Genomic DNA, 24961 nt, shown 5'->3' with positions numbered 1-24961 from the left:
CTTCCTTGGAAGTGCTCAACAATTTTTTGCTTTGGATTGATGGGTTCTTAGGTTCTGCAGCCTATTTCCCATTTATTTTGCTCGGTGTCGGTTTATTTTTCACCTTATATCTTGGCTTTCCTCAAGTGCGCTATTTTCGGCATGCCTGGAGAGTACTAGCGGGCAAGTTTGATAAAAAAGACTCGCAAGGTGATACCAGCCACTTTGAAGCGTTATCTACCGCTTTATCCGGTACCGTCGGTACCGGTAATATCGGCGGCGTCGCACTAGCCATTTTTTTAGGTGGTCCGGCGGCTATTTTCTGGATGTGGATGACAGCATTCCTTGGTATGACCACGAAATTTGTCGAAGTTACTCTGTCGCATAAATATCGTGTTAAAACCGAAGACGGAACGATGGCAGGCGGTCCAATGTATTACATGGATCGTCGTCTGAATATGAAATGGCTGGCTGTAATTTTTGCCATTGCAACAATCATCAGTTCGTTTGGCACCGGGAATATGCCGCAAATTAATAATATCGCCCAGTCGATGGAACAGACCTTTGAGATTGATCCGATCTGGACTGGCGCCATTTTATCGATTTTGCTGGCGATGGTTATTATTGGCGGTATTAAACGAATCGCGGCGGTTACCTCGAAAATCGTACCGATAATGGGGATTCTTTATGTTATCGGTTCTTTGAGCGTTATTTTCTTCAATATCGATAACATTGGTGAGTCGTTTGTTTCTATCTTTCGTGATGCCTTCACTGGTTCAGCTGCGGCTGGCGGGTTCCTTGGTGCAAGCTTTGCTTATGCCTTTAACCGTGGTGTAAACCGTGGTTTATTCTCGAACGAAGCCGGTCAGGGTTCTGCTCCTATTGCACACGCATCGGCAAAAGCGAAAGACCCTGTAGCTGAAGGTTTGGTTTCGATTCTTGAGCCGTTCCTGGATACCATTTTAATTTGTACTTTAACCGGTTTGGTTATTTTATCTTCGGGTGTTTGGACTGAGAAGTTTGAGAACAATTTTGCCCGAAGTGATCTGGATTTTGTTGTCGGTGAATACAACGACGTTGACAGCGAAGACAGACAAGAACTGTATAAGTACTTAAATGGTATTAGCGATACTGAAATAAAACGTTACTCGGGCACTTTACAAGTTGTAGATGGCCAGGCTCAGACGAATGGTGAAATCACGATTTTACACGCGCGTTCTGTTGCTGAAGATGTACGTTTTGTTATCGCAGGAGAAGATGCCTACAACGGTCAGGTTAGAATTGAAAATGGTAATCTGATCAAAGAGGATATTCAGGTTGTTGGTAAGTCATTAGTGCACTCAGCGGCTCTTACCTCACTGGCTTTTGCAAACGGTTACTTTGGTGATTACGGTCAGTATATTATTCCAATTACCTTATTAATGTTTGCATTTTCAACTGCCATTGCCTGGTCTTATTATGGCGACAGGGCGGTTGTCTACCTGGTTGGGCAGAAAGGTGTGATGCCTTATCGCATACTGTATGTGGCAGGCTTCTTCTGGGCGTCTTTTGCCGATACAACGTTGGTTTGGACAGCCTCTGCCGTTGCCATTGTCTTAATGACATTACCCAACTTATTGGGCATGATTTTACTTCACCGCGAAATGAAATCGACCGTTAAGTCGTACTGGAAAGACTTTGGTGATGCCGATAAGAAGAAGTGATTTATGGCAATAAACTGAAGCTAAGCGGCCAACGAAAAGTTGGCCGTTTTACTTTTATTCCCGGGTAACGCTTGAAATTAAGAGCAAAAGCCTTATATTGCAAGGACTGCATAAGAGATAGGTTGTATATGGCGTTAACACAATGTCCTTCGTGTAATAAACGAATTTCAAGCAAAGTAAAAGAATGTCCGCATTGTCAGTTTGTGCTGGCCGGTCAGTCAAAGGAAGATATGGAACGTGAGTGGCTAAGACTTAAACAAGAAAAGTCTGACAAGCTGGTGTCTCGTTCAATGCTCGCCTTACTTATTGCTATCGCTGCTTTTACTTATTTGTTCATGCAACAGCCTATGCCTAACACCTGGCAGTATGGTATCGCTGTTGGGGCGATGGTTGGTGGAGTCGTCTGGTTTTTAATCAACCGTGTGCAACTTCTCTTTTTAAAAAAGAAAAAGCGGTAACCCCTATGCAATTCGACGATTTAATTAAAAGTATGAACCAGGAGGTCTATGAACGCCTGGTACAAGCTGTTGAAACGGGGAAATGGCCTGACGGCAACCGTTTATCTGACGAGCAACGTGAAAACTCCATTCAATTAGTTATGGCTTATCAGGCGCGCTATGCAAGCTCTGATGAGGCCTTTACTATTGGTGCTAATGGAGAGATGGTGACAAAAACAAAACGCGAGCTTAAAGAGCAGTTTAAAGACACTCCCGAAGAATCAATCGCGCGTTTTAAACTCGATGGACAAGAAGGCGGACTATGAGCTCTCAGCTGTATTCAGATTTGTTAGCCCAAAGCAGGGCATTAACAGAGGCCGAGCCCGATTTAATTGCAAACCTCGCGAATATTTCTGCGCTACTTTACGAACATATTGATGACGTTAACTGGTTAGGTTTTTATTTAACCCGCTCAGACGATGAATTAGTGCTTGGCCCTTTTCAGGGGCGAGTTGCCTGTGTCCGAATACCTTTTGGCAAAGGCGTTTGCGGAGTAGCGGCACAGTCACAAGAGTGTCAGAGAGTCGAAGATGTTCATCAGTTTGCCGGACATATTGCGTGCGACTCAGCATCAAACAGTGAAGTGGTGGCTCCTATCGTTGTAAACGGCAAAACGGTTGCGGTACTGGATATCGATAGCCCATCAATTGGCCGTTTTAGCGAAGAAGATGAAAAAGGTATTAAAGCGATTGCTGAATATTGCCAGTCATTAGATTGGTCAGGGTTGCAGCGCTGATATGTTTGTTGAATTCGATATTCATAGCTATTTGGTGACGAAGCAGGACGTTGTTTTTTTCGAAGAGCAGGAAGAAGAAGCCGCTGACCGAATCAATGAAATGCTTCATCACATTAATGCATTACGAGAGGATGACGATACAACAGAGCAGCTTGAAGAAATGGTTCGTCGTACGCTGTACGACTGGATCGAAGAGCCTGCCTTATTAGATTTGTCATTTGATGAAATGGACGACTATGTTCGAAACTTAATGAAAGTTGTCCGCGAACAGGAAGAAGAATGGAATGAGTGAACCTGAAAAGCTGACGAAGAGCAAAGATGTTATTGCCTACTTAACTGAGCAATTTCCTGAGTGTTTTAGTATTAAAGGCGATGCTAAGCCATTAAAAATTGGTATTTTTGAAGACTTAGCGAAACGTCTGGAAAATGATGACAAAGTGAGTAAAACGCGCTTGAGAACAGCGTTACGTCATTATACGAACAGTTGGCGTTACCTTCACAGTATTAAAGCTGGTAGTCAGCGCGTGGATCTTGATGGTAAGTCAGTTGAAGCGGTTACTGAAGAGCATCAGCAACACGCTCAGGAGACATTAAAAGAGTCAAAGGCGAAAGTTGCCGAAAAGAATAAGGCTTCTGCTAAGGCTAATGCAAAGAAGGCGCCGGCTAAGAAGAAAGCGGAAGGTGCAGGTAAACCTAAGTCTAAGCCCACCAAAAAAGCTAACAAACCTGAAGTTAAATTGGCCGATGTGGAACTCAATAACCTTTCCGTTGGTCAACAGGTACAGGTAAAAGCAGGGAATACCCCAATGTCAGCAACAATTTTGGAACTGGACAAAGATGATGTTCAGGTTCAGTTGCAAAACGGGTTAACCATGAAAGTTAAAGCAGACAAGATTTTTCTGCGCGCGTAGGAGTAGTCGATGAAACACTGGGCTGTAAAAAAATGTGCATTGGCACTGATGTGTGTTGTTCCTGCCGCGGTTGCAATACCGCCAGAGCACAAAGTCAGTGAGTTACCAGAATTAGAGCAAGAAGCTCAACACGATACAGCCAGTGAGCGTATTACCTCTTATTTTACCCGCTATCATTTCAGTAGTCTGACGCTTGATAATGAACTGTCTGAAAAGATTCATGAACGCTATTTCGAGCTGCTTGATTACAGCAAGATGTTTTTGCTTAAAGAAGATGTAGAAGCGGCAGATGAATATCGCCATTTATTCGATGACATGCTGAAGCGTGGTGAGTTGGATGTCGCTTTCGATATCTATCAGAAAAGCCTGGAACGCCGTTTCCAGCGTTATGAGTACGCCTTGTCTTTGCTTGATGAAGAGGAGCCTATGGACTTCTCAGCAAAAGATGACAAGTACTACTACGACCGGGAAGACGCAGAATGGGCATCGTCTCTGGAAGAGCTCAATGAACTTTGGCAAAGCCGGGTTAAATACGACGCTCTTAACTTGAAGCTTGCCGGTAAAGAATGGCCGGAAATTGTTGAAACCTTAGGCAAGCGTTATAACAGCGCATTAAACCGATTGACCAAATCTAAAAGTGAAGACGTTTTTCAAACCTTGATGAATGCATTTGCTCGCTCGGTTGAGGCGCATACCAGTTATTTATCTCCTTCTAATTCAGAACGTTTTCAGCAGAATATGAACCTTGAACTTGAAGGTATCGGTGCCGTTTTGCAGTCAGAATATGACTACACCGTAATCCGCAGCCTGGTTCCGGGTGGTCCGGCGGACAAAACTGGAGAGCTCTCACCTGAAGATAAGATTATCGCTGTTGGCCAGGGTAAAGGTGAAGATGAAGAAGACTTCGTTGATATTATTGGCATGCGGTTGGATGACGTTGTTGAACTCATTAAAGGGCCAAAAGGAACCACGGTTCGCTTACAGGTCTTAAAGGCTAGCCAGGGCGCTGGCGGTACGCCAAGCGAAGTTGAGATTGTCCGTGACAAAGTTAAGCTGGAAGATCGCGCGGCCAAAGCTGAAGTAAAAGAATTTGAAGAAGGCCCTTATAAAGGCCGACGCTTGGGAGTTATTGAAATCCCGGGGTTCTACAATAATTTAACTGCTGATGTTAAAAAGCTAATAGAAGACTTAGAAAGCAAAGATGTCGAAGGCCTTATCGTAGATTTACGTGGTAACGGCGGCGGAGCGTTAACCGAGGCTATTAGCTTAAGTGGTTTATTCATTGATAAGGGGCCCGTTGTACAGGTGAGTGATGGGCGTGGCCGAATTGACGTCAGTGAAGATAAAGACGGAAAGACATATTATGAAGGACCATTGTTCGTTATGGTCGACCGTTACAGTGCATCAGCCTCTGAAATTTTTGCTGCAGCTATGCAAGATTATGAACGGGCACTTATTATTGGTGAAAACACCTTTGGGAAGGGCACTGTACAGCAGCATCGTGGTCTGGCTCGTCGCTTTGACTTTTACGATAATCCGTTAGGAAGCGTACAGTATACAATTGCAAAGTTTTATCGTATTGACGGTGGAAGCACCCAACTGAAAGGTGTTCAGCCTGACGTTGTTTTCCCTTCTTTTGTTGAAGCTTCTGAGTGGGGTGAAAGTAAAGAAGACAACGCTTTGCCCTGGGATAAAATTGATAAAGCCACACATAGCACAGTTGGCAACATCAATAGTGCAGAGGTACAAGAGTTGCAACAACAGCTGAATCAGCGAATAGAGGATGATCCTGAATTTTCTTATGTATTTGAGGAAATCGAAAGATTCAGAAAGGAACGTGATAAAACCTGGGTTAGCCTGGTTTTAGCTGAGCGTGAAGAGAAACAGGAAAAGCAGAAAGCAATACAGCTAGAGCGCGTTAATGAACGTTTAAAGCGTGCGGGTAAAAAGCCTGTTGAAGATATTGAAGAAGCGCCGGAAGACTTTGTTGAGGTGGATCCTTACCTTGACCAGGCCGCTCTGGTTGCATTCGATTTTATTGATGATAAGCAACTTGCTTCGAATTAAGAGTGTAATTTTTAAAGTACCGCCTTTACGGCGGTATTTTTTTGTGAACTTGTCATAGACCCTGTTTTTGTGGTCATATAGCGCGTTAATAAACACAAACGATTAATAATAATGACAACAAATAATCAAGCTATCTCGAGCCGGTGGTCAAGCCGGCTAAGTTTTATATTGGCTTCTTCTGCCGCTGCTGTTGGCTTAGGTAACATTTGGAAGTTTCCTTATGTAATGGGCGAAAACGGGGGCGGTGCTTTTGTCCTTGTTTATCTGCTTTGTATTTTGGCTATTGGCATACCCATTATGATGGCTGAGGTCATTATAGGACGGCGTGGGCGCCACTCTCCAGGGTATGCCGCAAAATCAGTTGCGTTAGAATCCGGTAAGCACTCTGCCTGGCAATCGGCCGGATGGCTGGGCATGCTTACCGGCTACTTAGTTCTGAGTTTCTATGCGGTAATAGCAGGCTGGGCATTAGCTTACGTATTCAAAGCAGGACAGGGTGCATTTACCCAGGCTTCAGCTGAAGAGATAGGAAAAACCTTTGAAGGGTTATTGGCATCTCCTGGTGAGCTAATGCTTTGGCACAGCCTGGTGATCATAGCCACGGTTTTGGTTGTTGGTAATGGTGTAAAAAATGGCCTTGAAAGGTCTGTTAGATTATTACTGCCCTGCATGATTGTTCTGTTGGTGGTCATTGCGGTCTACTCCGGCAGTATTGGCGATTTCTCTGCTGCAATAGGCTTTATGTTTGAGCCTGACTTTAGCAAGCTCAGTGTTAATGGTGTCATGATAGCACTCGGCCATTCATTCTTTACTTTAGGCCTGGCCTCTGGCGTTGTCATTATGTATGGTGCCTACCTTCCCCGTGAAACCTCAATTGTGCAAACCAGCCTCTGGATTGCTGTTATAGATACTTTTGTAGCATTGCTTGCCGGCCTGGCCATATTTCCGCTGGTTTTTGGTTATGGTTTAACCCCAAGTGAAGGCCCCGGGCTTATTTTCACAACCTTGCCTTTAGCTTTTAGTGAGATGCCGGCGGGTGGTTTTGTCGGAACGGTATTTTTTATCATGCTGGTTATTGCTGCATTTACATCGGCCATAGCAATGATTGAGTCGTCGGTGGCTTTTGTTGCTGAAAAATTTTCTTTAAGTCGCTGGCCGGCAACAATCGTATCGGCCGGAGTACTGTGGCTTCTTGGGCAATTAACGATTCATTCCTTTGCCGGGTCTGAATGGGCGCAGTTAAGCGGTGAATGGTTTGGTAAGCCAATTAATTCACTCTTTGATATCATAGATGTTTTAACATCGAGCTTGTTACTACCACTAGGCGGTTTACTGTTGGCGGTATTAGCAGGTTGGGTGATGCGTTCTGAGTTCACAAAAGACGAACTGGATACCAAAAAAGGCATTTTCGATGTCTGGTTACTTTGTGTTAAATACATTTCTCCAGTCGCCATCATTATTATTTTTTTACAGCTGATTGGCTTTATAAAACTTTAGGTTGAATAATTAATGAGTCATAAAACAAAAGCACCCAGTTTATTACAAGCGCTGATCCCTTTATTTGCGCTAATTGCCATGTTGTCTTCGTCGGTTTATTTGTTTGGCGAAGACTCTTCTTATGGACCGAACCAGATAGCATTGTTAGTTGCTGCAGGCATTGCCGTTATTATCGGTTTCCGAAATGGTTTTAGCTGGCAGCAAATTGAAGAGGGTATTACCGAGGGGATCTCCGTCGCCCTGGGTGCGATGCTTATCATTCTTGCGGTTGGCTCATTGATTGGCACCTGGCTCTTATCGGGTACCGTCCCTACACTCATTTATTTTGGCCTTGAGCTATTAAATCCAAGTTTATTCTATGCAGCTAGCTGTGTTATCTGTGGCGTTGTTGCCCTGTCTATCGGTAGTTCCTGGACTACCGCCGCGACTATTGGTGTGGCTTTAATGGGCGTAGCATCCGGAATGGGGTTAGAGCCTGGTATCGCGGCGGGCGCTATTGTTTCAGGTGCTTATTTTGGCGATAAAATGTCACCATTATCTGATACCACAAACCTGGCCCCTGCCGTTTCGGGTACTGAGCTGTTCGCGCACATCCGTTACATGGGCTACACCGCAGGGCCTGCGTTTGTTATTTCCGTTGTGCTGTTTTTAATTCTTGGCCTTAATGCCGATACCAACGTGAGTTTACAGCGGCTTGAGCTAATGCAAGAGCAGTTGCAGGGCACCTTTAATATCGGTTGGCCGATGCTAGTGCCATTAGCTGTATTGCTTTATTTGGCTGCGACCCGTAAGCCAGCCTTACCTACGGTATTTTTTGGCGCATTACTGGGCGGTGTCTGGGCGCTTATTTTTCAGCCTGAAATGATCAGTTTTATTGCCGGAGAAGAAGGCTGGGTACCTGCTATTAAAGTTGTTTGGTTAGCATTATCAGACGGTGTAGAGGTTAGCACCGGTAGTGCAAATTTAGATTCCCTGCTAAGTGGCGGTGGAATGGTGTCAATGCTGAATACGGTTTGGCTTATCTTAAGTGCTATGACATTCGGCGCTATCATGGAAAAGGTCGGCCTGTTAGAACGCTTTATCCGCGGCATGCTGAAGTCGGCTAAAAGTGTTGGCTCGCTAATTACAGGCACCATTTTTACTTGCTTTGGGGCAAACGTGTTAACGGCTGATCAGTATATGGCCATTGTATTGCCTGGGCGTATGTTTAAAGAAGAATATGAACGCCGTAATCTTGATCCTCGAGTTCTGTCCCGAACACTGGAAGACAGCGGTACGATTACCTCGGCTCTTATCCCATGGAACACCTGTGGTGCTTATATGTTCTCAGTACTTGCGGTGAGCCCGTTTGAATATGGTATTTATGCGTTCTTTAACTATCTGACACCGCTTATTGCCATTGTATTTGCTTACACGGGTTGGACGATATTGTATCTAAACCCTAAAGAAGAGACAGCTAAAGCTTAATCAATACAGAAGGAAGCTATGACACAATTACCAAAGGCTAAATATCGTAAAGATTATCAAGAACCTGAATTCACAATAACGGATGTCGATTTAACGTTTGATCTTCATCCGACTGAAACTCGGGTAAAGAGCGTCTTAAAAGTTGTACGACAAGGCGAACATGAAAAGCCTTTGGTACTTGATGGAGAACAGTTAACTTTGCTGAGTATCAAAGTTGATGGGGAAGAGGTTTCGGAAGACTTATACCAGCATGATGAGCATAGTCTGACCCTCAAAACGCCTCTCAACTCTTTTACTTTAGAAATTGAGAACCGTGTTAATCCGACGGCTAATGAAGCTCTCGAAGGTTTATACCTGGCAGAAAATACGTTCTGCACACAGTGTGAAGCGGAAGGTTTTCGGAGAATAACCTTCTACCTTGACCGCCCGGATGTTTTAGCTAAATTCACCACGACTGTTATTGCCGATAAGAGTGACTTTCCGTACTTGCTATCAAATGGTAACCGGATCAAACATCTTGAGCTTGAAAACGGTAAGCATTTGGCCACCTGGCAAGACCCTTTTCCTAAGCCTTGTTACTTGTTCGCTCTGGTTGCCGGCGACTTTGATATTTTACGTGATGAGTTTACCACCCGGGAAGGGCGAACTGTTGATTTAGAACTCTTTGTCGATAAAGGCAATCTTGATCGCGCTGATCATGCCATGCTGTCGCTTAAAAATGCGATGAAGTGGGATGAAGAGCGTTTTGACCTGGTTTACGATCTTGATATCTACATGGTCGTCGCTGTGGACTTCTTCAATATGGGGGCGATGGAAAACAAAGGTCTGAATGTTTTTAACGCAAAGTATGTATTAGCGAACCCAAAAACCGCAACCGATCAGGATTTTCTCAATGTTGAGTCGGTTATAGGTCACGAGTATTTTCACAACTGGACCGGCAACCGAGTCACTTGTCGTGACTGGTTTCAACTGAGCTTAAAAGAAGGCTTAACGGTGTTTCGTGATCAAGAATTCAGTTCAGATTTAGGCTCTCGCGCAGTTAACCGAATTCAGGATGTTCGGGTTATTCGTAGCCACCAGTTTGCTGAAGATTCAGGTCCAATGGCGCACCCAATTAGACCGGATAAAGTGGTTCAAATGAACAACTTCTACACGGTAACGGTCTATAATAAGGGTGCTGAAGTTATTCGTATGATCCACACTCTGCTTGGCGAAGCAGGTTTCCAAAAAGGCATGAAGCTTTATTTTGAGCGTCATGACGGCAACGCAGTTACCTGCGAAGACTTTGTCAAAGCCATGGAAGATGCTAACGGTAAAGATTTCACCACTTTCCGTAACTGGTACTCGCAGGCTGGCACACCGGTTGTGACCGTTGAGGAAGTTTACGACGAAAACGAAAAACGTCTTACGTTGGTATTAAAACAGTCAACAGCTTCAACTCCCGGCCAAGAGGAAAAGGCCCCGTTCCATATTCCCGTTAAATGGTCCGCCTATAGCGAACAAGGTCAACGTTTGTCATTAAGCGATGATGACGTCTTGCATTTGAAAGATGCCGAGGCAACTTTTGCTTTTGACAATGTTGCAGAGAAACCGATTTTGTCCTTATTTGACAACTTTTCGGCCCCGGTAAAAGTAAAACGGTCGTTAACCGATGGCGAGCTTAGAGTCTTACTTGCTCATAGCGAAGACGATTTCAGCCGCTGGGATGCTGCCCAGTCTCTGTTTACGCGTATTGTGGAAAAGGGCATTGCTACTAAAAGCAGCGCCGAACTGTCCGAACAAACCATTCAGGCGTGCCGGAACTTACTTCAGGCGAATACGGATCCGGCTTTAAAAGCTCTCGCCTTAACTCTGCCAACGGCATCAACTATCGCTGATGGTTATAAAACCATTCCGGTTGAAGCCATTAATGCTCAGTTGAAGTCGCTAAAACTGCAGTTGGCCGAAGCATTAGAGGATGACTTCAAAGAGCTTCTGGATGTTTGTGTCTCTGAAAAAGCTTACCAGTTAAATGGCGAGGATATTGCTAAGCGTCAATTGAAGCAGGTTTGCTTAAGCTACTTAGCTGAACTTGGTGACAAAACTTCTAATCGCTTAAAGCAACAATTTAACCAGGCTGATAATTTGACCGACCAGCTTGGCGCTTTACAGGCGGCTGTCTGGGCGAATAACGTCGTTGCGGAACCTTTGTTAAATCAGTTTGAAGAACAGTGGTGTGGTGAAAAACTGGTTATGGATAAATGGTTCAGCACCCAGGCACTCGCTAACAATGAAAAAACGGTTGAACGAGTTAAAAGTTTAATGACGCATCCCGACTTTTCACTGAAAAATCCTAACCGTATATATTCTTTATTAGCAGCATTTACGCAAAACCAGCCGCAATTTCATAGAGATGATGGAGCAGGGTACGAGTTAATTGGCTCAGTCATTCAGCAATTAAATACCAGCAACCCTCAGGTTGCTTCGCGTTTGCTTTCCGCTTTTGTTAGCTGGCGACGTTATGACAGTAGCCGGCAGCAACTTATGCGTAAAGAGCTTGAGACATTACGAGAACTGCCAAACTTGGCGAGTGATTTGTTTGAAAAGATAGAAAGTTGTCTAAGTGAATAATTATCTAAAGGTATAACGCGACGGTGATCATTGAATATGTTTTTAACCTGGGAATGAGCTATCAAGAGTTCTGCGATGTTTATTACAGTAAAGGTTATCAACAAGTCGTTGTTACAACGGTTAACGGCACGCGGGTTGCACTTCCCGCGGGTCGTTTAATTCCTTTTATTGACACCCAGGGAATACACGGACGCTTCCTTTTACAGGTTGGCGAGCAACAAAAGTTTGTAGGTTTAAAGCGACTGACCTAGAGTCCATTCAGTTAAACTAAATACTTATATTAGTTTCCCCGTCATATCTGGTCTAAACACCTGTTTTTAGCGCGAATAAGCGTTGAAACCCCAGCGTAAATGTTCGACAATAACATCAATCATATATTCTCTGGCCGTGGGCCGCATTTGGGCTTGCCTACGACGTTTCACCAACAACCTCAAGGACTCTGTAATTATGTCGTTGGTCGATAGTCAATCTCCGGTTTTACTGGAAAAAGTCGTTGAATTGATAAATAAGAAAGTTCCTTCCTCTCAGGCGCACTTAGTAGCAGATTTTGCCAAGCGTCTATATCGTAATATTGCCAGTGATGACTTAACTAACCGCCACGACAGCGATATGTATGGTGCGGTTTTAGGCCTGTGGCACAGTTTTAATGAATATAAGTCCGGTGATAAAGCGCTGATTAAAGTATACAACCCTGAAGTTCCAACCGATGGCTGGGAGTCACCGCATACCATTATTGAAATCATTCAGAGTGACATGCCTTTTATGGTCGACTCTGTGCGGATGGCGTTGGCTAGGCTAGGGATCACCTCTCATTTGTTGTTGCATATGCCTTTAAGCCATAAACGCGACAATAATGGCCAGGTTACAGAGCTGCAAAAGCCGGGCACCCGTAGCAATGACAACTATGTAGATACGGTATTTTTGATTGAAATAGACCGTCAGACAAGCCAGAAAGAAATTAAGACTTTAAAAAGTGAACTGGTTTCTGTCATGGAAGAGATCAGTCTTGCGGTGCAAGATTGGCAGTCGATGCGCAGCCGTCTGCAGGTTGTTTCGGAACAATTGAGTAATGATTATTACCCAGGCTCAAAAAAAGAGAAAAAAGAAATTCAGCGTTTTTTACAGTGGCTGGCAAACGATAATTTCACGTTAACAGGTTATCGCTCGTATGAATTAACCCCGGTAAAAGGGGACTACGAACTTAAACAAGTAAAAGATTCCAGCCTGGGTCTGATGAAAAATTCCGTCAGCGACAAAGGCCGTATGGTTTCAAGTTTACCGGAAGATGCCCGCGAAATTACCCAAAATGATCGTTTGTTGTTGTTAACAAAAACGAACTCTAAATCGCGGGTGCATCGCCCGGCATATTCTGACTATATCGGTGTTAAGCGATTTAACGAGAAAGGCGAAGTGGTAGGTGAGGATCGTTTCATCGGTCTTTATTCAGCAAACTTCTACAATAACAGCGCGCGTGATATTCCGCTTGTCAGCGAAAAAATCTCTCGTGTGTTAGAGATGTCAGGCTTTGCTCCACAGTCCCACGCCGCAAAAGCGTTATTGAACATTTTAGAAACGTATCCGCGAGATGAAATCGTTCAGGCTGAAGAAGATGACTTGCTGACTGTTGGCCTGGGCGTCTTACAAATGCAAGAGCGTGACATGACCCGCGCTTTTCTGCGTCGTGATATCTTCGGCCGCTTTATGTCCTGCATGGTTTACGTACCAAAAGAGCGTTATAACACGCTGTTGCGCCAGAGAACTCAAAGCGTTTTAGCCCGTACATTAAAAACTGAATATGACGTGGACTTTACCACTTACTTCTCCGAGTCTTCATTAGCGAGAACACATTACACTGTGCGTTTGAGCCAAGATCATCAGGATGTGAACGTGAAAGAATTAGAACAGAATTTAATTGAAGCGGCCCGCACATGGGAAGATAATTTCGAACGTATTTTGCAGTCGACATTTGGGGAAGCCAATGCAACGCGTTTAAACAAACGTTACGCCACAGCGTTCCCACGAGCTTATAAAGAAGACGTACTTCCCTCAGTTGCTATATCAGACATTAAGCAGCTTGAGTCGCTAAATGATGAACATAAGTTGGGTATGGTTTTATACCGTGCGCAGGAAGAAAAAGACGACAGCAAACATTTACACCTGAAATTGTTCCATAAAGATGAACCGATTCATCTGTCAGATGTGTTGCCGATGTTGGAAAACTTTGGTTTGCGCGTCATTGGTGAGAGTCCGTACCAGATAAAAACAGCCGACGGCGATGTGTACTGGGTACTGGACTTTCATATGTTGCATACCGCAGGTTCACTGAACCTGGAAGAAAGTCGTGAAACTTTCCAGGAAGCGTTTGCACTCGTCTGGAATGGTAAATTAGAAGATGATGGGTTCAACCGTCTGGTGCTAGGTGCAGGCATGAATGGTCGCCAGGCAACTATTTTGCGCATGTTTGCCAAATATATGCGTCAAATTGGAACGACATTCAGTCAGAGTTACATAGAGAGCACATTCAGTAAGTATCCGCTGTTGGCCAAGCTGGTTGTGAAAATGTTCTACAGCAAGTTTGAGCCGGGAACAAAAGGCGCAGAGAAAAAAATCGAAGCGCTTCATACTCGTATAAATACGGAACTGGATAACGTAGCAAACCTTGATGACGATCGTATTATTCGTCGCTATGTTGAGCTCATTGATGCCGCGTTACGCACTAACTTCTTCCAACAGGATGAACAAGGTAACGATAAACCCTATATTTCGGTTAAGTTCTTACCTGAACTTGTTCCGGAAATGCCATTGCCGTTGCCTAAGTTTGAAATCTTTGTTTACTCTCCGAGAGTGGAAGGTGTGCACCTTCGTGGTGGAAAAGTAGCGCGTGGTGGTTTGCGTTGGTCTGACCGTCGGGAAGACTTCCGTACTGAAGTGCTTGGATTGGTTAAAGCGCAGCAGGTTAAAAACACAGTTATCGTTCCTGTTGGTGCTAAAGGTGGCTTTATTTGCAAAGCGTTACCAGAAGACCGTGAAGGTATGATGACCGAAGGCAAAGAGTGCTATAAAACCTTTATCCGTGCTTTGCTGGATATCACAGATAACATTGTTGAAGGTGAGATTGTTCCACCTAAAGATGTGGTTCGTCACGACGAAGATGACTCTTATTTAGTGGTTGCTGCTGATAAAGGTACCGCCACTTTCTCTGACATTGCTAACGGCATTTCTGCTGAGTACAACTTTTGGCTCGGTGATGCTTTCGCATCAGGCGGTTCCGTTGGCTATGACCACAAGAAAATGGGTATCACCGCTCGCGGCGCCTGGGAGTCTGTAAAACGTCACTTCCGGGAAATGGGTATCGATTGTCAAACAACCGACTTTACCTGCGTCGCTGTCGGCGATATGGGAGGGGATGTTTTCGGTAACGGTATGCTGCTGTCCAAACACACTCGCTTGCAGGCGGCATTTAACCATTTACACATTTTCATTGACCCTGAACCGAATGCGGCGAAGTCATGGGAAGAACGAGATCGCTTGTTTAAAATGCCTCGTTCAAGCTGGGACGACTATAATCGCGACTTAATTTCAAAAGGTGGTGGCATATTCTCAAGAAGCGCGAAAGCTATTGAGCTAACGCCTGAAATTAAGAAAATGCTGGGCACCCAGAAGAAGTCCATGACGCCTAACGAGTTAATAAAAGCCTGCTTAACAATGGAAGTCGATCTTATCTGGAACGGCGGCATTGGTACCTATGTTAAAGGTAAGGCCGAAACGGACAGTGATGTTGGCGACCGCGCTAACGACGCATTACGCGTAAATGGCCGGGATCTAAACGCTAAAATTATTGGAGAAGGCGGTAATTTAGGCTTTACTCAGTTAGGACGTATTGAATTTGCCCAGAAGGGCGGTCGAGTCAATACGGACTTCGTCGACAACGTTGGTGGTGTCGACTGTTCGGATAACGAAGTTAATATCAAAATATTGCTAAACGGTTTGGTCAATAATGGCGACCTTACTAAGAAGCAACGCGATAAGCTGCTTTATGATATGACCGATGACGTTGCAAAGATTGTGCTTGATGACTGTAACAGACAAACACAATCTATCTCTGTAACGGCATTGCGCGGTACCGATCAGGTTAAAGAATACCAGCGCTTCATTCATCATCTCGAGCGGGAACATGCATTAAACCGTCAGCTTGAGTTTTTACCCGATGATGACGAACTGGTCGAGCGTCAGGCTGCTAACCAAGGCCTGACACGCCCAGAATTAGCCACTATAACGGCTTATGGGAAGATGGTTCTGAAAGAGCAACTGATTACGGATGAAATTACTGAAGATCCGTATCACATGCGCGAGTTATTTGATTCTTTCCCGGAAGCATTGCGTGAAAGCTTTGCGGATAGCATGACATCACATCCGCTAAAAGGTCAGATTATTGCTACTAAGTTGGCTAATAATATCGTTAACGATATGGGACCGAACTTCGTATTCCGTAAGCAAGAAGCTACCGGCGCATCGTATGCGGAAATTGCATCAGCTTATGTGGTTGCGCGTGAATGTTTTAAAGTTGAAGAACTTTGGGAACAAATTGAAGCTTTGAATAACAAAGTTCCGGCTGAAGTTCAGAATGATGTTCTATTCCAGCTTCGTCGTATGGTGCGTCGGGCAACGCGTTGGTTCTTGCGCCATCGTAACCCGGCATTGAGTGGCGTGCAGGAACACCTGGACTTCTACATGGGCGCCTTCGATGACTTGCGCAAAAATAGCCTTAAGTACATGGTTGAAGAGGAAGCGAAAGTCATTGAGCAAAGTATTGAGAGGTATAAAGAACATGGCTTCCCGGCTAACCTTGCTAAACAGGTCGCCAGCCTGAGTACTGTGTTCTCTGCTATGGACTTAGCGGAAGTGGCTAACGAAACAGGTCAATCGTTTAAGACTGTCGGCACATTGTATTTCCGTTTGGGCGCAGAAATAAATCTGCACTGGTTCTTAACTCAAATTAATAATCAACCTGTTGCAAATCACTGGCAGGCACTGGCACGAGCTGCGTTCCGGGAAGAGCTGGATTGGCAGCAACGGTCTTTGACTCAGGTTGTGCTGCGTTCCACACCGGATGTTAGCGATCCTGAGAAAATGATCAGTGAGTGGATAGAGCAGAATGAAGTCTTGCTTTCCCGTTGGCAGCAGATGTTATCGGATTTCCGTACAACGAAAAGCCATGAGTTTGCTAAGTTCTCCGTTGCTCTGAGAGAACTGATGCTGTTAAGCCACAACTGTGCACCGAAAGTTGTCAGTTAATGTATAAGCTGATTCGACCATGGTTGTTTAAACAAGATCCCGAGAAAACGCACGAGCTTACGCTCGGGATCTTAAGTAAATGGCATCGTACTCCGTTGTCTTTGCTTTGGAAGCAAAACTTACCAAGTAAACCTGTCCGGGTTATGGGAATAGACTTTCCTAACCCGGTAGGCTTAGCGGCGGGGCTTGATAAAAATGCTGAGTGTATCGATGCGTTTGCACAAATGGGCTTTGGATTTATTGAAGTTGGTACAGTTACGCCTTTAGCACAGCCAGGAAATGATAAACCGCGTTTATTTCGACTGGTAGAAGATGAAGCAATTATCAACCGCATGGGGTTCAACAACCACGGTGTGGATGTATTGCTTGAAAACGTAAAGGCCTCATCTTATAAAGGTGTGCTGGGTATCAATATCGGTAAGAATAAAAACACCCCGGAAGAGCGAGCCCTTGATGATTATCTTGCGTGCCTGGAAAAGGTTTACCCTTACGCCGGTTACGTGACAATTAATATTTCATCACCCAATACACCTGGTTTAAGAGACCTTCAACATGGCTCAAGTCTTGATGCTTTGCTTTCCGGGCTTAAGGAGTCACAACTTGAACTGGCGAATAAGTATGATCGCTACGTTCCGTTGGTTGTGAAAATAGCTCCGGATCTTGAAGAAAGCGAAGTTGAAGTCATGGCTCAATCTTTACTGCGAAATAAAATGGATGGTGTGATTGCCACAAACACGACGCTTTCGCGAGATGGTTTGCGTGATGATAAAGCTAAAGAAGCAGGGGGGCTAAGTGGTAAGCCATTACAAAATAAAAGTACTCGGATTATAGAGCTCTTATGTAAAACTTTGCAAAGACAGATACCAGTAATTGGTGTTGGGGGCATAGATTCACCCGAGGCCGCGCAGGCCAAATTCAGGGCTGGAGCTAGCCTGGTGCAAATTTATACAGGGTTTATCTACCAGGGGCCGGGGCTTATTCGTTCAATTGTTAACCACTTGTAATAGCCGGGCGAGTTTAGTATCTTATCGCAAGGCTTAAATTCTTCTAATTATAAAGGCTAACACTGTGGAATCGGAATCCCATTGGCTATGGTTGTTCAATGCAGAAACTGGCAAGCTCAGCATTAAGCTGAACGAAGACAGCGTCTTTGAAACACCTTACAAACCGAGTCAATTAGTCAATATCCACTTTAGTGAACAACTAATGGATATTGAGGATGCGACAACCTTCCAAAAGGTTAGTGAGGTTTTAGAGTCTTATCCTTCAGATAAAGTCCCCTGTACCCCATGTAGTGCGGCACTCAATGCAACTGCATGGAGTCGTTTTGGTCGTCCTCAAATGCCTCAAAGCTGGCATTTCCAAAAGTCCGACATTAATGAATGGCCGGCAGAGCGTACCTTATGCGAATTAAACTCAGGCTTTGATCAAGGGTTATTTCTAATTCTTGATGCAGATGATGAATTTGCAACCTGCTTATTATTAAGTGATGGAATGCAGCTTTCGGCAATTAAGTCTTTGAAACAGTTTTACGTTATAAAAGTCACATTAAATCGACTTTTACCTGCGACAGTCGACTTGGCAATGTCGGCTCAATCTAGCTGGAGCCAACAACTGGCTTAGTAAGTTTATTCATTAATTTTTTCAGGGAAGTACAGATGTGTTCTGGGGAATTAATATGAAGATATTTCTGTCCGGACGTTGGTTGCGGGGGCAGGATTTGAACCTACGACCTTCGGGTTATGAGCCCGACGAGCTACCAGACTGCTCCACCCCGCGTCCGATTGAGAGCGCATAGTATAGCCATAATTCGTGTCGCGCAAGCTTTATTTAAACCAACCGCATAGTATTTATACAAATACGGTTTAACTGTTGCTTTATTAGTCATTCTCTCTGTAATTCCCTTATTTCAGCTGGAATTACAGACAGCCACTGAGCTCTCCGTTATAATTGTCCCCTTAATTTTTTAGGCGAAGTTTCTATGTATCGTTTTTTTATTGCGTGCTCCAAAGGTCTTGAAGGGCTTTTGTTTGATGAGTTGCAAGAATTCAATTTAAGTCATGTTAAGCAAACCCTTGCGGGTTGCTATATCGAGACTGATTTGAAGCAGGCTTATACCGTGGCTATGTGGTCCAGGTTAGCAAGCCGTATGCTATTACAACTGGGTGAAAAGGAAGTTTCCAGCCTGGATGAGATTAAACTGGCATTGACTCAATTCTCGTGGAGCAACGTTTTCGATGCGAACAGAACTTTCGTGGTTGATTTTTCCGGCGGTAATGACGACATTCGCCATACCCAGTTTGGCGCACAGTTAGTTAAAGACTGCATTGTCGACAACTTTCGCAATAATGGGTTTGAACGCCCCAGTATTGATAAGCAGGATCCGGACATTCGTATTGCGGTACGAGTGCATAAAGACAAGCTAACCTGGTCTTTAGACTTTACCGGCGATGGTATGCACAAAAGGGGATACCGCCTGCAGCAGGGGGAAGCGCCGTTGCGGGAAACCTTAGCCGCCGCCATATTAGTTCGTGCAGGCATCAAAAATGAATTAGAAAAAGATGAACCTGTTATTTTTGACCCGTTTTGTGGTTCAGGCACCTTAGTAATAGAAGCAGCCATGATGGCTATGGATCACGCACCAGGCTTGAGCCGCGCGCATTGGGGCTTTTTGTATTGGCATGAGCATTCGCCGCAATTATGGCATGACGTACTCGAGCAGGCAGAACAGCGCTTTAAAGAAGGGAAGAAGAGCTTTAAAGGCCAGCTAAAAGGCTCTGACAGCAACCCACACCTGGTCGCTAAAGCTAAAGATAACGCGAAGCGTGTGCTATTACATGAAGTGATAGAGTTTGAAGTTGCAGATGCGACAAACTGTGAAGCACCGGCGGAAAGTGGCCTGTTAGTCTGTAATCCTCCCTACGGGGAACGTCTGGGTGAGGCCGTTGAGACCTTACTATTGTACCGCCGTTTTGGCCGCCAATTAAAAGACACTTTCCATAATTGGCATATAGCCGTATTGGCTGGAGACGAGCAGTTATTGAAACGTCTGAAACTGCGTAGTCATAAGAAATACCCGCTATTAAACGGTGCAATTCCGGTTAATCTGGCGCTTTACGACTTAACTAAAGAGCAACCTGACTTCGCAGAGAGTCAAGCAGGTGACTTGGTTAATAGGGTTAGGAAGAACTACGCGAAATTAAGTAAATGGGCAGACAAGGAAGGACTGGATTGCTGGCGTGTTTATGATGCCGACATTCCTGAGTACAACGCCGCTATCGATATCTATCAGGATTACGTGGTTGTGCAGGAATATGCAGCTCCAAAGGATATTCCGGAAGGCGTTGCCAATGACCGTTTGTGGTTCATGCTCGAGTCCTTGAGTTCAGCTTTGCCTGTATCTGAAGACAAAATTATTCTAAAACGCCGTCAGCGCCAAAGCGGTAAGCAGCAATACGAAAAGCAGTCGCAGGAAAGCACGGTGTTAACGGTTAATGAATACGGCGCCAAGTTTGAGGTGAATTTAACCGACTACCTGGATACCGGTTTATTTATGGACCACAGATTAGTGCGTAAAGAGCTACTGGATAAATGCGAAGAATTGGATGTGCTGAATTTATTTGCCTATACCTGCACAGCCTCTGTTCAGGCCGCCAGAGCCGGAGCCGCACGAGTCGTTTCTGTTGATATGTCGAAAACTTACCTGAAGTGGGGCGAGCGTAACTTTGCCTTAAACCGCTTACGAGGCGACTACCAGTTTATTCAGGCTGACTGCTTTAGCTGGATGCGGGAACAAAGGGGCAAGCAACTGTTTGACGTTATTTTCCTTGATCCGCCCACCTTTAGTAACTCAAAACGTATGAGCGGAACCTTAGACATACAGCGTGACCACGTCGGTTTGATAAAAACCGCCACGGGAATGTTGAAAGAGGATGGCGTGATTCTATTCTCTAACAATAGAAAGAAATTCCGCATCGACACCGAAGGCCTGGATAAAGCCGGTCTTGAAGTAAATGATCAGACCCAGGCCTCAATACCCGAGGACTTCAAACGCCATAAAGGTATTCATCATTATTATATTATTTCACGGGCTTAATTAATGTCTGCGTTTTATTTGCTTACGAAACCAAACTGTCCGCTTTGTACTCAGGCTATTCAGTTATTGCATTCGCTTGACCTGGAAGAGCCGGTTGAACTTGGAGTAGTCGACATTGCCGAACAGCTGGAGCTGCAAGAAGAATACGGCTGGTTAGTACCAGTATTTATTCGGGGAAAAGACGACGCCGAGCTGCGTTGGCCTTTCGATGCTAATCAATTGCTGGAGTTTGTAGAGCAATGAGTTTATTACGTGTACAGGATGCGCACCTGGCCTTTGGCGCCGATGCCATTTTAGACGGTGTTGATTTTACTATTGAAGCGGGTGAAAGGGTTTGTTTAGTTGGCCGAAATGGTGCGGGCAAATCAACCTTACTGAAAGCTATCGACAGTGAAGTGGTTCTGGACTCTGGGCAAATACAGTGGGTTGGAGATACTAAGGTGACACGCTTACCTCAGGATCCGCCCAAACAGTCTGAGCAGAGAGTATTTGACTATGTTGCCGAAGCTCTGGCGGAATCGGGTAAAGCGTTGGCTCGTTATCATGAACTCTCAGCCAGCCTTACTGACTCGCCAAGCAGTGCCACACTTGATGAAATGGATAAATTGCAGAATCAATTGGACGCCATTAACGGGTGGCAGGTGAATACGCGAATAGAGCAGGTCTTAACGAAACTGCAATTGCCGGCCGATGAAACCATGGCTTCACTTTCTGGTGGTTGGCTACGTCGTGTGGCTTTGGCTCGTGCCTTGGTTGTTGATCCCGACATTTTGTTGCTGGACGAACCGACCAACCATTTGGATATTGAAATGGTGCGTTGGCTGGAAGAGCAAATCGTTAATTTTTCTGGTGCTGTGCTATTTATTAGCCACGACAGGGCATTTATTCGTCGTCTGGCCACCCGAATTATCGATCTTGATCGTGGGCATTTGACCAGTTACCCCGGAAATTACGATACCTATTTGCAAAAGAAGCAAGAAGCGCTGGAAGTCGAAGCAACTCACAATGCCGAGTTTGATAAAAAGTTAGCTGCTGAGGAAACCTGGATCCGACAAGGAATAAAGGCACGACGAACTCGTAACGAAGGTCGGGTGCGTGCACTCCAGGATTTGCGCAAACAACGACAGCAACGTCGAGAACTTCAGGGCAAAGCGAACCTGTCTGTTAATGAGTCATCTCGTTCAGGCAAAAAAGTTTTTGAAGGGGAAGATCTGTCCTTACGTTTTGGTGAAAAACCGATTATTAATGATTTGGACTTATTGCTAATGCGCGGCGACAAAGTCGCTTTTGTCGGTCCGAATGGTTGCGGCAAAAGTACCTTAATCAAGGTTATTCTGGGCATGCAGGACGTTGACAGCGGAAAAGTTCAACTGGGTACAAACCTTGAAGTTGCTTATTTTGATCAACATCGATCGCAACTTGATCCTGAACAAACCGTGATGGATAACGTCGGTGATGGTAAGCAGGATATCGAATTTCAGGGACGTAGCCGTCATATTCTTAGTTACTTACAGGACTTTCTGTTTAGCCCTAAACAATCCCGGACTCCCGTTCGTGCCTTATCTGGTGGTGAGAGAAACCGAGCTCTGTTAGCTAAGATCTTGCTGAAACCCAGCAATATTTTGGTACTGGATGAGCCGACCAACGACCTTGATATCGAAACTTTAGAGTTACTGGAGCAAATTGTTGCAAATTATCAGGGGACTGTTCTGTTAGTCAGCCACGATAGGGAGTTTGTCGATAACACCGCCACTAGCGTTTTGTATTTTGAAGGCGAGGGCGTTATTACTGAAATAATTGGTGGTTTTACTGAGCTAAACCATTATTTAGCTGCTAAGGCTGAAAATTCATTTTCAAATAGCGGAACCAAAGCATCGTCAAAAGAGTCAGACAGCAACAAAAGTTCGCAAAATAAGCAGAAAACGGCCGACAAAGGTTCAGACAAGCCTAAGAAGAAGTTATCCTATAAACTGCAGCGCGAACTAGAACAGTTACCAAAGGTTATTGCTGACAAAGAAGCAAAACTTGAAGAATTACAAAAAATAATGAATGAACCGGGGTTCTTTGAACAGCCACTAGATAAAACGGAACCAGTGATGACTGAAATTGCCAGTATTGAAGAGCAATTGATGCAGGATCTGGAGCGCTGGGAAGAACTGGAAAACTTATCAGAACAGAGTAGTTAGTTAATAATGAAATCATTTACGCTGAAAACACTCACAGTCGCGATAGTGTCGACAATATCTTTCTCTGCTGTAGCAGATAAATATGAAATTGAAGAGATTCCAACCGCTGATAATTTTCGCCACAGTTTTGCGAAGGATATCAATGCTCAGGAGTTTGTTGTCGGTGTTTCGCGCCTACCGACCGATGTTGAACTTGATCTGACTAAGATATCTCCAGCTATTTTGCAGAATGCGGGAATCGCCGACATAGAGGAGGTTGATACCTTAACGCCGGAACAACGAGAATACATTATTCAGCAAATAGCCAATGAGCGAAACTCTGAACCTCAGCAGCAAAGGGTCGGCATTAACCGTTCTTATTATTTTGATACGACTGTTCAGTCCATTGTTCCCTTTCCTGCAAACGAAGATCAGTTAGAAGACAGCACGGACAGCTTTTTTTATTCAATAAATAACCAGAATTCGGCAGTGGGTTACAGCAGCGCTCCGTTTGGTTTAATTGAATACACATATACAGATGGTGAAGGTGAGGAGCAAACTTCTGAATTTTTTGTTTCAGACTTCATTACTCGGGGCGTTTGGTATAACAACGGTGAAACGACTTCAATAACGCCTCCAGCAACGGATTATCTTGGTGGTGAAAGTGCTCTTTTCGATATTAACGATAGCGGACTAGCGGCGGGATACGCCAGTGTAGGTGTAAGCCCAAGATCCGAAGAGCGCATAGCTAACTGCGAACCAGAAGATGATATCGTTTCTGCTCCACTTCAGGTTTGCGCCTGGAACATCTGGTTTGAGACAAAAAGCACCGGCGCGTCAAATATAGAGCCTTTTTATAATCCTCGCTTTGGCGGAGGCAGATCTAGCTTTTCTGCACGACGTTCAATTTATGATGTTAGAGGCTTCTTATGGCAGCTTGATGCTAGTGGCGAAGTTATTAGCCAGCAAGAGCTTGGGACATTAGTTCCAAGAAACGAGGAAGATGATCGAGATTTCTCAAGTTATGCTTTTGCTGTCAACAATAACGGTATCGCTGTCGGCCAGAGTTGGACTTACCATCCTCAGCGCGGCGCTATTCGTATGCCAGCCATTTTTGTCGACGGTGAAGCAGTACCTGTAACAGAAGATGAAAAATATTTCTGGGGGTCAGCAAAAGACATCAATGATAATAACCAGGCGGCTGGTTATTTAGTTGAAAACTTGTCTGGTACCTTAAGAAACACAGCTTTCATTTATGATGTTGATCTCGATGAATTGACGATGGTACCCGGGTTCTTCACTGGATCCTCAACCATTATTCATTCAATTAACAATAATGGCATGGCAGTAGGTACAGGCGAGATTGAAGCAACGTTGTCTAACGTTCGGCAACGCGTTGGTTTTGCTTATGACAGTACCGATGATGCTGCAGAGTTTATTAACTTAAACGACGCGATTAGCTGTGATAGTCCTTACGATATAGTAGAAGCCAATAGCATAAATGATAACGGTGTTATCCTTGCTACAGCCCTAAAGCAGGAAGAGTATCAGGACGAATCGGGTGAGACTCAAACGCGGGAAGTCGCAGTAACAATCAAACTTGATCCTGTTGATGGTGAACTGAATAACTGCCGCCAGGAAGAGAATCAAATTGAGCGTGAAGGTGCGTCAACCGGCCTGTTTTCACTGCTTACTTTAGGCTCACTTGGTTTGCTTATTACCGCAATACGCAGAAGAGCCTTCCTTAAGACCAAAAAATCATAATCGTTTAGAAAATAAAAAGTAGCACAGTTTCAATCCGTTAAAAAAAGTCAATGGATACTGTGCTGCTTTTACGATTGAACTCTCCTGAAATAAGTCTATCAATAGTAATGAGGCAACAAAAAAACGCCTCAACTCTCTAAATAATAATCTGTGAATAACAGGCGAGGGATAGAT

The 24961-nt window shown here is 44.6% G+C and carries 18 protein-coding genes and 1 tRNA gene; 18 read left to right on the top strand and 1 reads right to left on the bottom strand.

All coding sequences use genetic code 11. The annotated features are described in order from the left end of the window. Window positions 1-5 precede the first annotated feature (5 nt). The 14 genes from K5X84_RS06365 to K5X84_RS06300 all read left to right on the top strand — a co-directional run bounded on the left by K5X84_RS06365 (window position 6) and on the right by K5X84_RS06300 (window position 18385). Window positions 6-1682, top strand: coding sequence for an alanine/glycine:cation symporter family protein (locus tag K5X84_RS06365; protein ID WP_199496412.1), 1677 nt, complete (start codon window positions 6-8; stop codon window positions 1680-1682). Between the two features lie 128 nt (window positions 1683-1810). Next, window positions 1811-2140 carry an eL43 family ribosomal protein gene (locus K5X84_RS06360; protein ID WP_054487785.1) on the top strand — a complete coding sequence of 110 codons (330 nt, stop codon included), beginning with the start codon at window positions 1811-1813 and terminating at the stop codon, window positions 2138-2140. A 5-nt stretch (window positions 2141-2145) separates the two neighbouring features. Then, entirely contained in the window at window positions 2146-2445 is a 300-nt protein-coding gene (locus tag K5X84_RS06355) for a YeaC family protein (protein ID WP_199494822.1), read from the top strand. Next, window positions 2442-2915, top strand: coding sequence for a GAF domain-containing protein (locus tag K5X84_RS06350; protein ID WP_222235360.1), 474 nt, complete (start codon window positions 2442-2444; stop codon window positions 2913-2915). The genes K5X84_RS06355 and K5X84_RS06350 overlap by 4 nt, the downstream gene beginning before the upstream one ends. A 1-nt stretch (window position 2916) precedes the next feature. Then, window positions 2917-3207: a hypothetical protein gene (locus tag K5X84_RS06345; protein ID WP_054487779.1), complete on the top strand. Its 291-nt coding sequence runs from the start codon at window positions 2917-2919 to the stop codon at window positions 3205-3207. Next, complete coding sequence (gene proQ, locus K5X84_RS06340) at window positions 3200-3826, top strand: RNA chaperone ProQ (protein WP_054487776.1); 627 nt, start codon at window positions 3200-3202, stop codon at window positions 3824-3826. Before K5X84_RS06345 ends, proQ begins: the two co-directional genes overlap by 8 nt. 9 nt (window positions 3827-3835) lie before the next feature. Beyond that, a complete protein-coding gene (gene prc, locus K5X84_RS06335; RefSeq protein WP_222235359.1) occupies window positions 3836-5893 on the top strand; it encodes a carboxy terminal-processing peptidase in 2058 nt (685 codons plus the stop codon). A 111-nt stretch (window positions 5894-6004) separates the two neighbouring features. Next, window positions 6005-7390 carry a sodium-dependent transporter gene (locus K5X84_RS06330; protein WP_054487772.1) on the top strand — a complete coding sequence of 462 codons (1386 nt, stop codon included), beginning with the start codon at window positions 6005-6007 and terminating at the stop codon, window positions 7388-7390. Between the two features lie 12 nt (window positions 7391-7402). Further along, window positions 7403-8857, top strand: a complete 1455-nt coding sequence (gene nhaC, locus K5X84_RS06325; protein WP_222235358.1) for a Na+/H+ antiporter NhaC — start codon at window positions 7403-7405, stop codon at window positions 8855-8857. Between the two features lie 18 nt (window positions 8858-8875). Continuing rightward, window positions 8876-11467, top strand: a complete 2592-nt coding sequence (pepN, locus tag K5X84_RS06320; RefSeq protein ID WP_222235357.1) for an aminopeptidase N — start codon at window positions 8876-8878, stop codon at window positions 11465-11467. A gap of 23 nt (window positions 11468-11490) precedes the next feature. After that, window positions 11491-11718, top strand: a complete 228-nt coding sequence (locus tag K5X84_RS06315; RefSeq protein ID WP_222235356.1) for a DUF2835 family protein — start codon at window positions 11491-11493, stop codon at window positions 11716-11718. A 196-nt stretch (window positions 11719-11914) separates the two neighbouring features. Next, the gene (locus tag K5X84_RS06310; protein ID WP_222235355.1) at window positions 11915-16762 is read left to right on the top strand and encodes an NAD-glutamate dehydrogenase; all 4848 of its coding nucleotides are present in this window, start codon (window positions 11915-11917) and stop codon (window positions 16760-16762) included. Beyond that, entirely contained in the window at window positions 16762-17766 is a 1005-nt protein-coding gene (pyrD, locus tag K5X84_RS06305) for a quinone-dependent dihydroorotate dehydrogenase (RefSeq protein WP_222235354.1), read from the top strand. Before K5X84_RS06310 ends, pyrD begins: the two co-directional genes overlap by 1 nt. Window positions 17767-17830: 64 nt before the next feature. Beyond that, window positions 17831-18385: a cell division protein ZapC domain-containing protein gene (locus K5X84_RS06300; RefSeq protein WP_222235353.1), complete on the top strand. Its 555-nt coding sequence runs from the start codon at window positions 17831-17833 to the stop codon at window positions 18383-18385. A gap of 79 nt (window positions 18386-18464) precedes the next feature. Here K5X84_RS06300 and K5X84_RS06295 read toward each other — a convergent pair. Continuing rightward, window positions 18465-18541, bottom strand: a tRNA-Met gene (locus K5X84_RS06295). 202 nt (window positions 18542-18743) lie between these two features. On the opposite strand from K5X84_RS06295, the gene rlmKL reads away from it, so the two are divergent. The 4 genes from rlmKL to K5X84_RS06275 are packed head-to-tail and all read left to right on the top strand — an operon-like array spanning window position 18744 to window position 24787. After that, window positions 18744-20858, top strand: coding sequence for a bifunctional 23S rRNA (guanine(2069)-N(7))-methyltransferase RlmK/23S rRNA (guanine(2445)-N(2))-methyltransferase RlmL (gene rlmKL, locus K5X84_RS06290; protein ID WP_222235352.1), 2115 nt, complete (start codon window positions 18744-18746; stop codon window positions 20856-20858). A gap of 3 nt (window positions 20859-20861) precedes the next feature. Beyond that, window positions 20862-21101 (top strand): glutaredoxin family protein, encoded by a 240-nt coding sequence (locus tag K5X84_RS06285; RefSeq protein ID WP_222235351.1) that lies wholly within the window; start codon window positions 20862-20864, stop codon window positions 21099-21101. Further along, on the top strand, window positions 21098-23044 hold the full coding sequence (uup, locus tag K5X84_RS06280) for an ATP-binding cassette ATPase Uup (RefSeq protein WP_054487755.1): 1947 nt from the start codon (window positions 21098-21100) through the stop codon (window positions 23042-23044). The genes K5X84_RS06285 and uup overlap by 4 nt, the downstream gene beginning before the upstream one ends. 6 nt (window positions 23045-23050) lie before the next feature. Beyond that, complete coding sequence (locus K5X84_RS06275) at window positions 23051-24787, top strand: DUF3466 family protein (RefSeq protein WP_222235350.1); 1737 nt, start codon at window positions 23051-23053, stop codon at window positions 24785-24787. Window positions 24788-24961: the final 174 nt, after the last annotated feature.

This window comes from Idiomarina abyssalis (assembly GCF_019797805.1).
GTDB lineage: Bacteria > Pseudomonadota > Gammaproteobacteria > Enterobacterales > Alteromonadaceae > Idiomarina > Idiomarina abyssalis.
This window is presented reverse-complemented; position numbering and strand designations above follow the sequence as displayed.

Excerpts from the sequence above, each read along its gene's own strand:
- K5X84_RS06360 (WP_054487785.1), top strand. The coding sequence starts at position 1,811 with ATGGCGTTAACACAATGTCCTTCGTGTAATAAACGAATTTCAAGCAAA.
- K5X84_RS06355 (WP_199494822.1), top strand. The coding sequence starts at position 2,146 with ATGCAATTCGACGATTTAATTAAAAGTATGAACCAGGAGGTCTATGAA.
- K5X84_RS06350 (WP_222235360.1), top strand. The coding sequence starts at position 2,442 with ATGAGCTCTCAGCTGTATTCAGATTTGTTAGCCCAAAGCAGGGCATTA.
- K5X84_RS06345 (WP_054487779.1), top strand. The coding sequence starts at position 2,917 with ATGTTTGTTGAATTCGATATTCATAGCTATTTGGTGACGAAGCAGGAC.
- proQ (WP_054487776.1), top strand. The coding sequence starts at position 3,200 with ATGAGTGAACCTGAAAAGCTGACGAAGAGCAAAGATGTTATTGCCTAC.
- prc (WP_222235359.1), top strand. The coding sequence starts at position 3,836 with ATGAAACACTGGGCTGTAAAAAAATGTGCATTGGCACTGATGTGTGTT.
- K5X84_RS06330 (WP_054487772.1), top strand. The coding sequence starts at position 6,005 with ATGACAACAAATAATCAAGCTATCTCGAGCCGGTGGTCAAGCCGGCTA.
- nhaC (WP_222235358.1), top strand. The coding sequence starts at position 7,403 with ATGAGTCATAAAACAAAAGCACCCAGTTTATTACAAGCGCTGATCCCT.
- pepN (WP_222235357.1), top strand. The coding sequence starts at position 8,876 with ATGACACAATTACCAAAGGCTAAATATCGTAAAGATTATCAAGAACCT.
- K5X84_RS06310 (WP_222235355.1), top strand. The coding sequence starts at position 11,915 with ATGTCGTTGGTCGATAGTCAATCTCCGGTTTTACTGGAAAAAGTCGTT.
- pyrD (WP_222235354.1), top strand. The coding sequence starts at position 16,762 with ATGTATAAGCTGATTCGACCATGGTTGTTTAAACAAGATCCCGAGAAA.
- rlmKL (WP_222235352.1), top strand. The coding sequence starts at position 18,744 with ATGTATCGTTTTTTTATTGCGTGCTCCAAAGGTCTTGAAGGGCTTTTG.
- K5X84_RS06285 (WP_222235351.1), top strand. The coding sequence starts at position 20,862 with ATGTCTGCGTTTTATTTGCTTACGAAACCAAACTGTCCGCTTTGTACT.
- uup (WP_054487755.1), top strand. The coding sequence starts at position 21,098 with ATGAGTTTATTACGTGTACAGGATGCGCACCTGGCCTTTGGCGCCGAT.
- K5X84_RS06275 (WP_222235350.1), top strand. The coding sequence starts at position 23,051 with ATGAAATCATTTACGCTGAAAACACTCACAGTCGCGATAGTGTCGACA.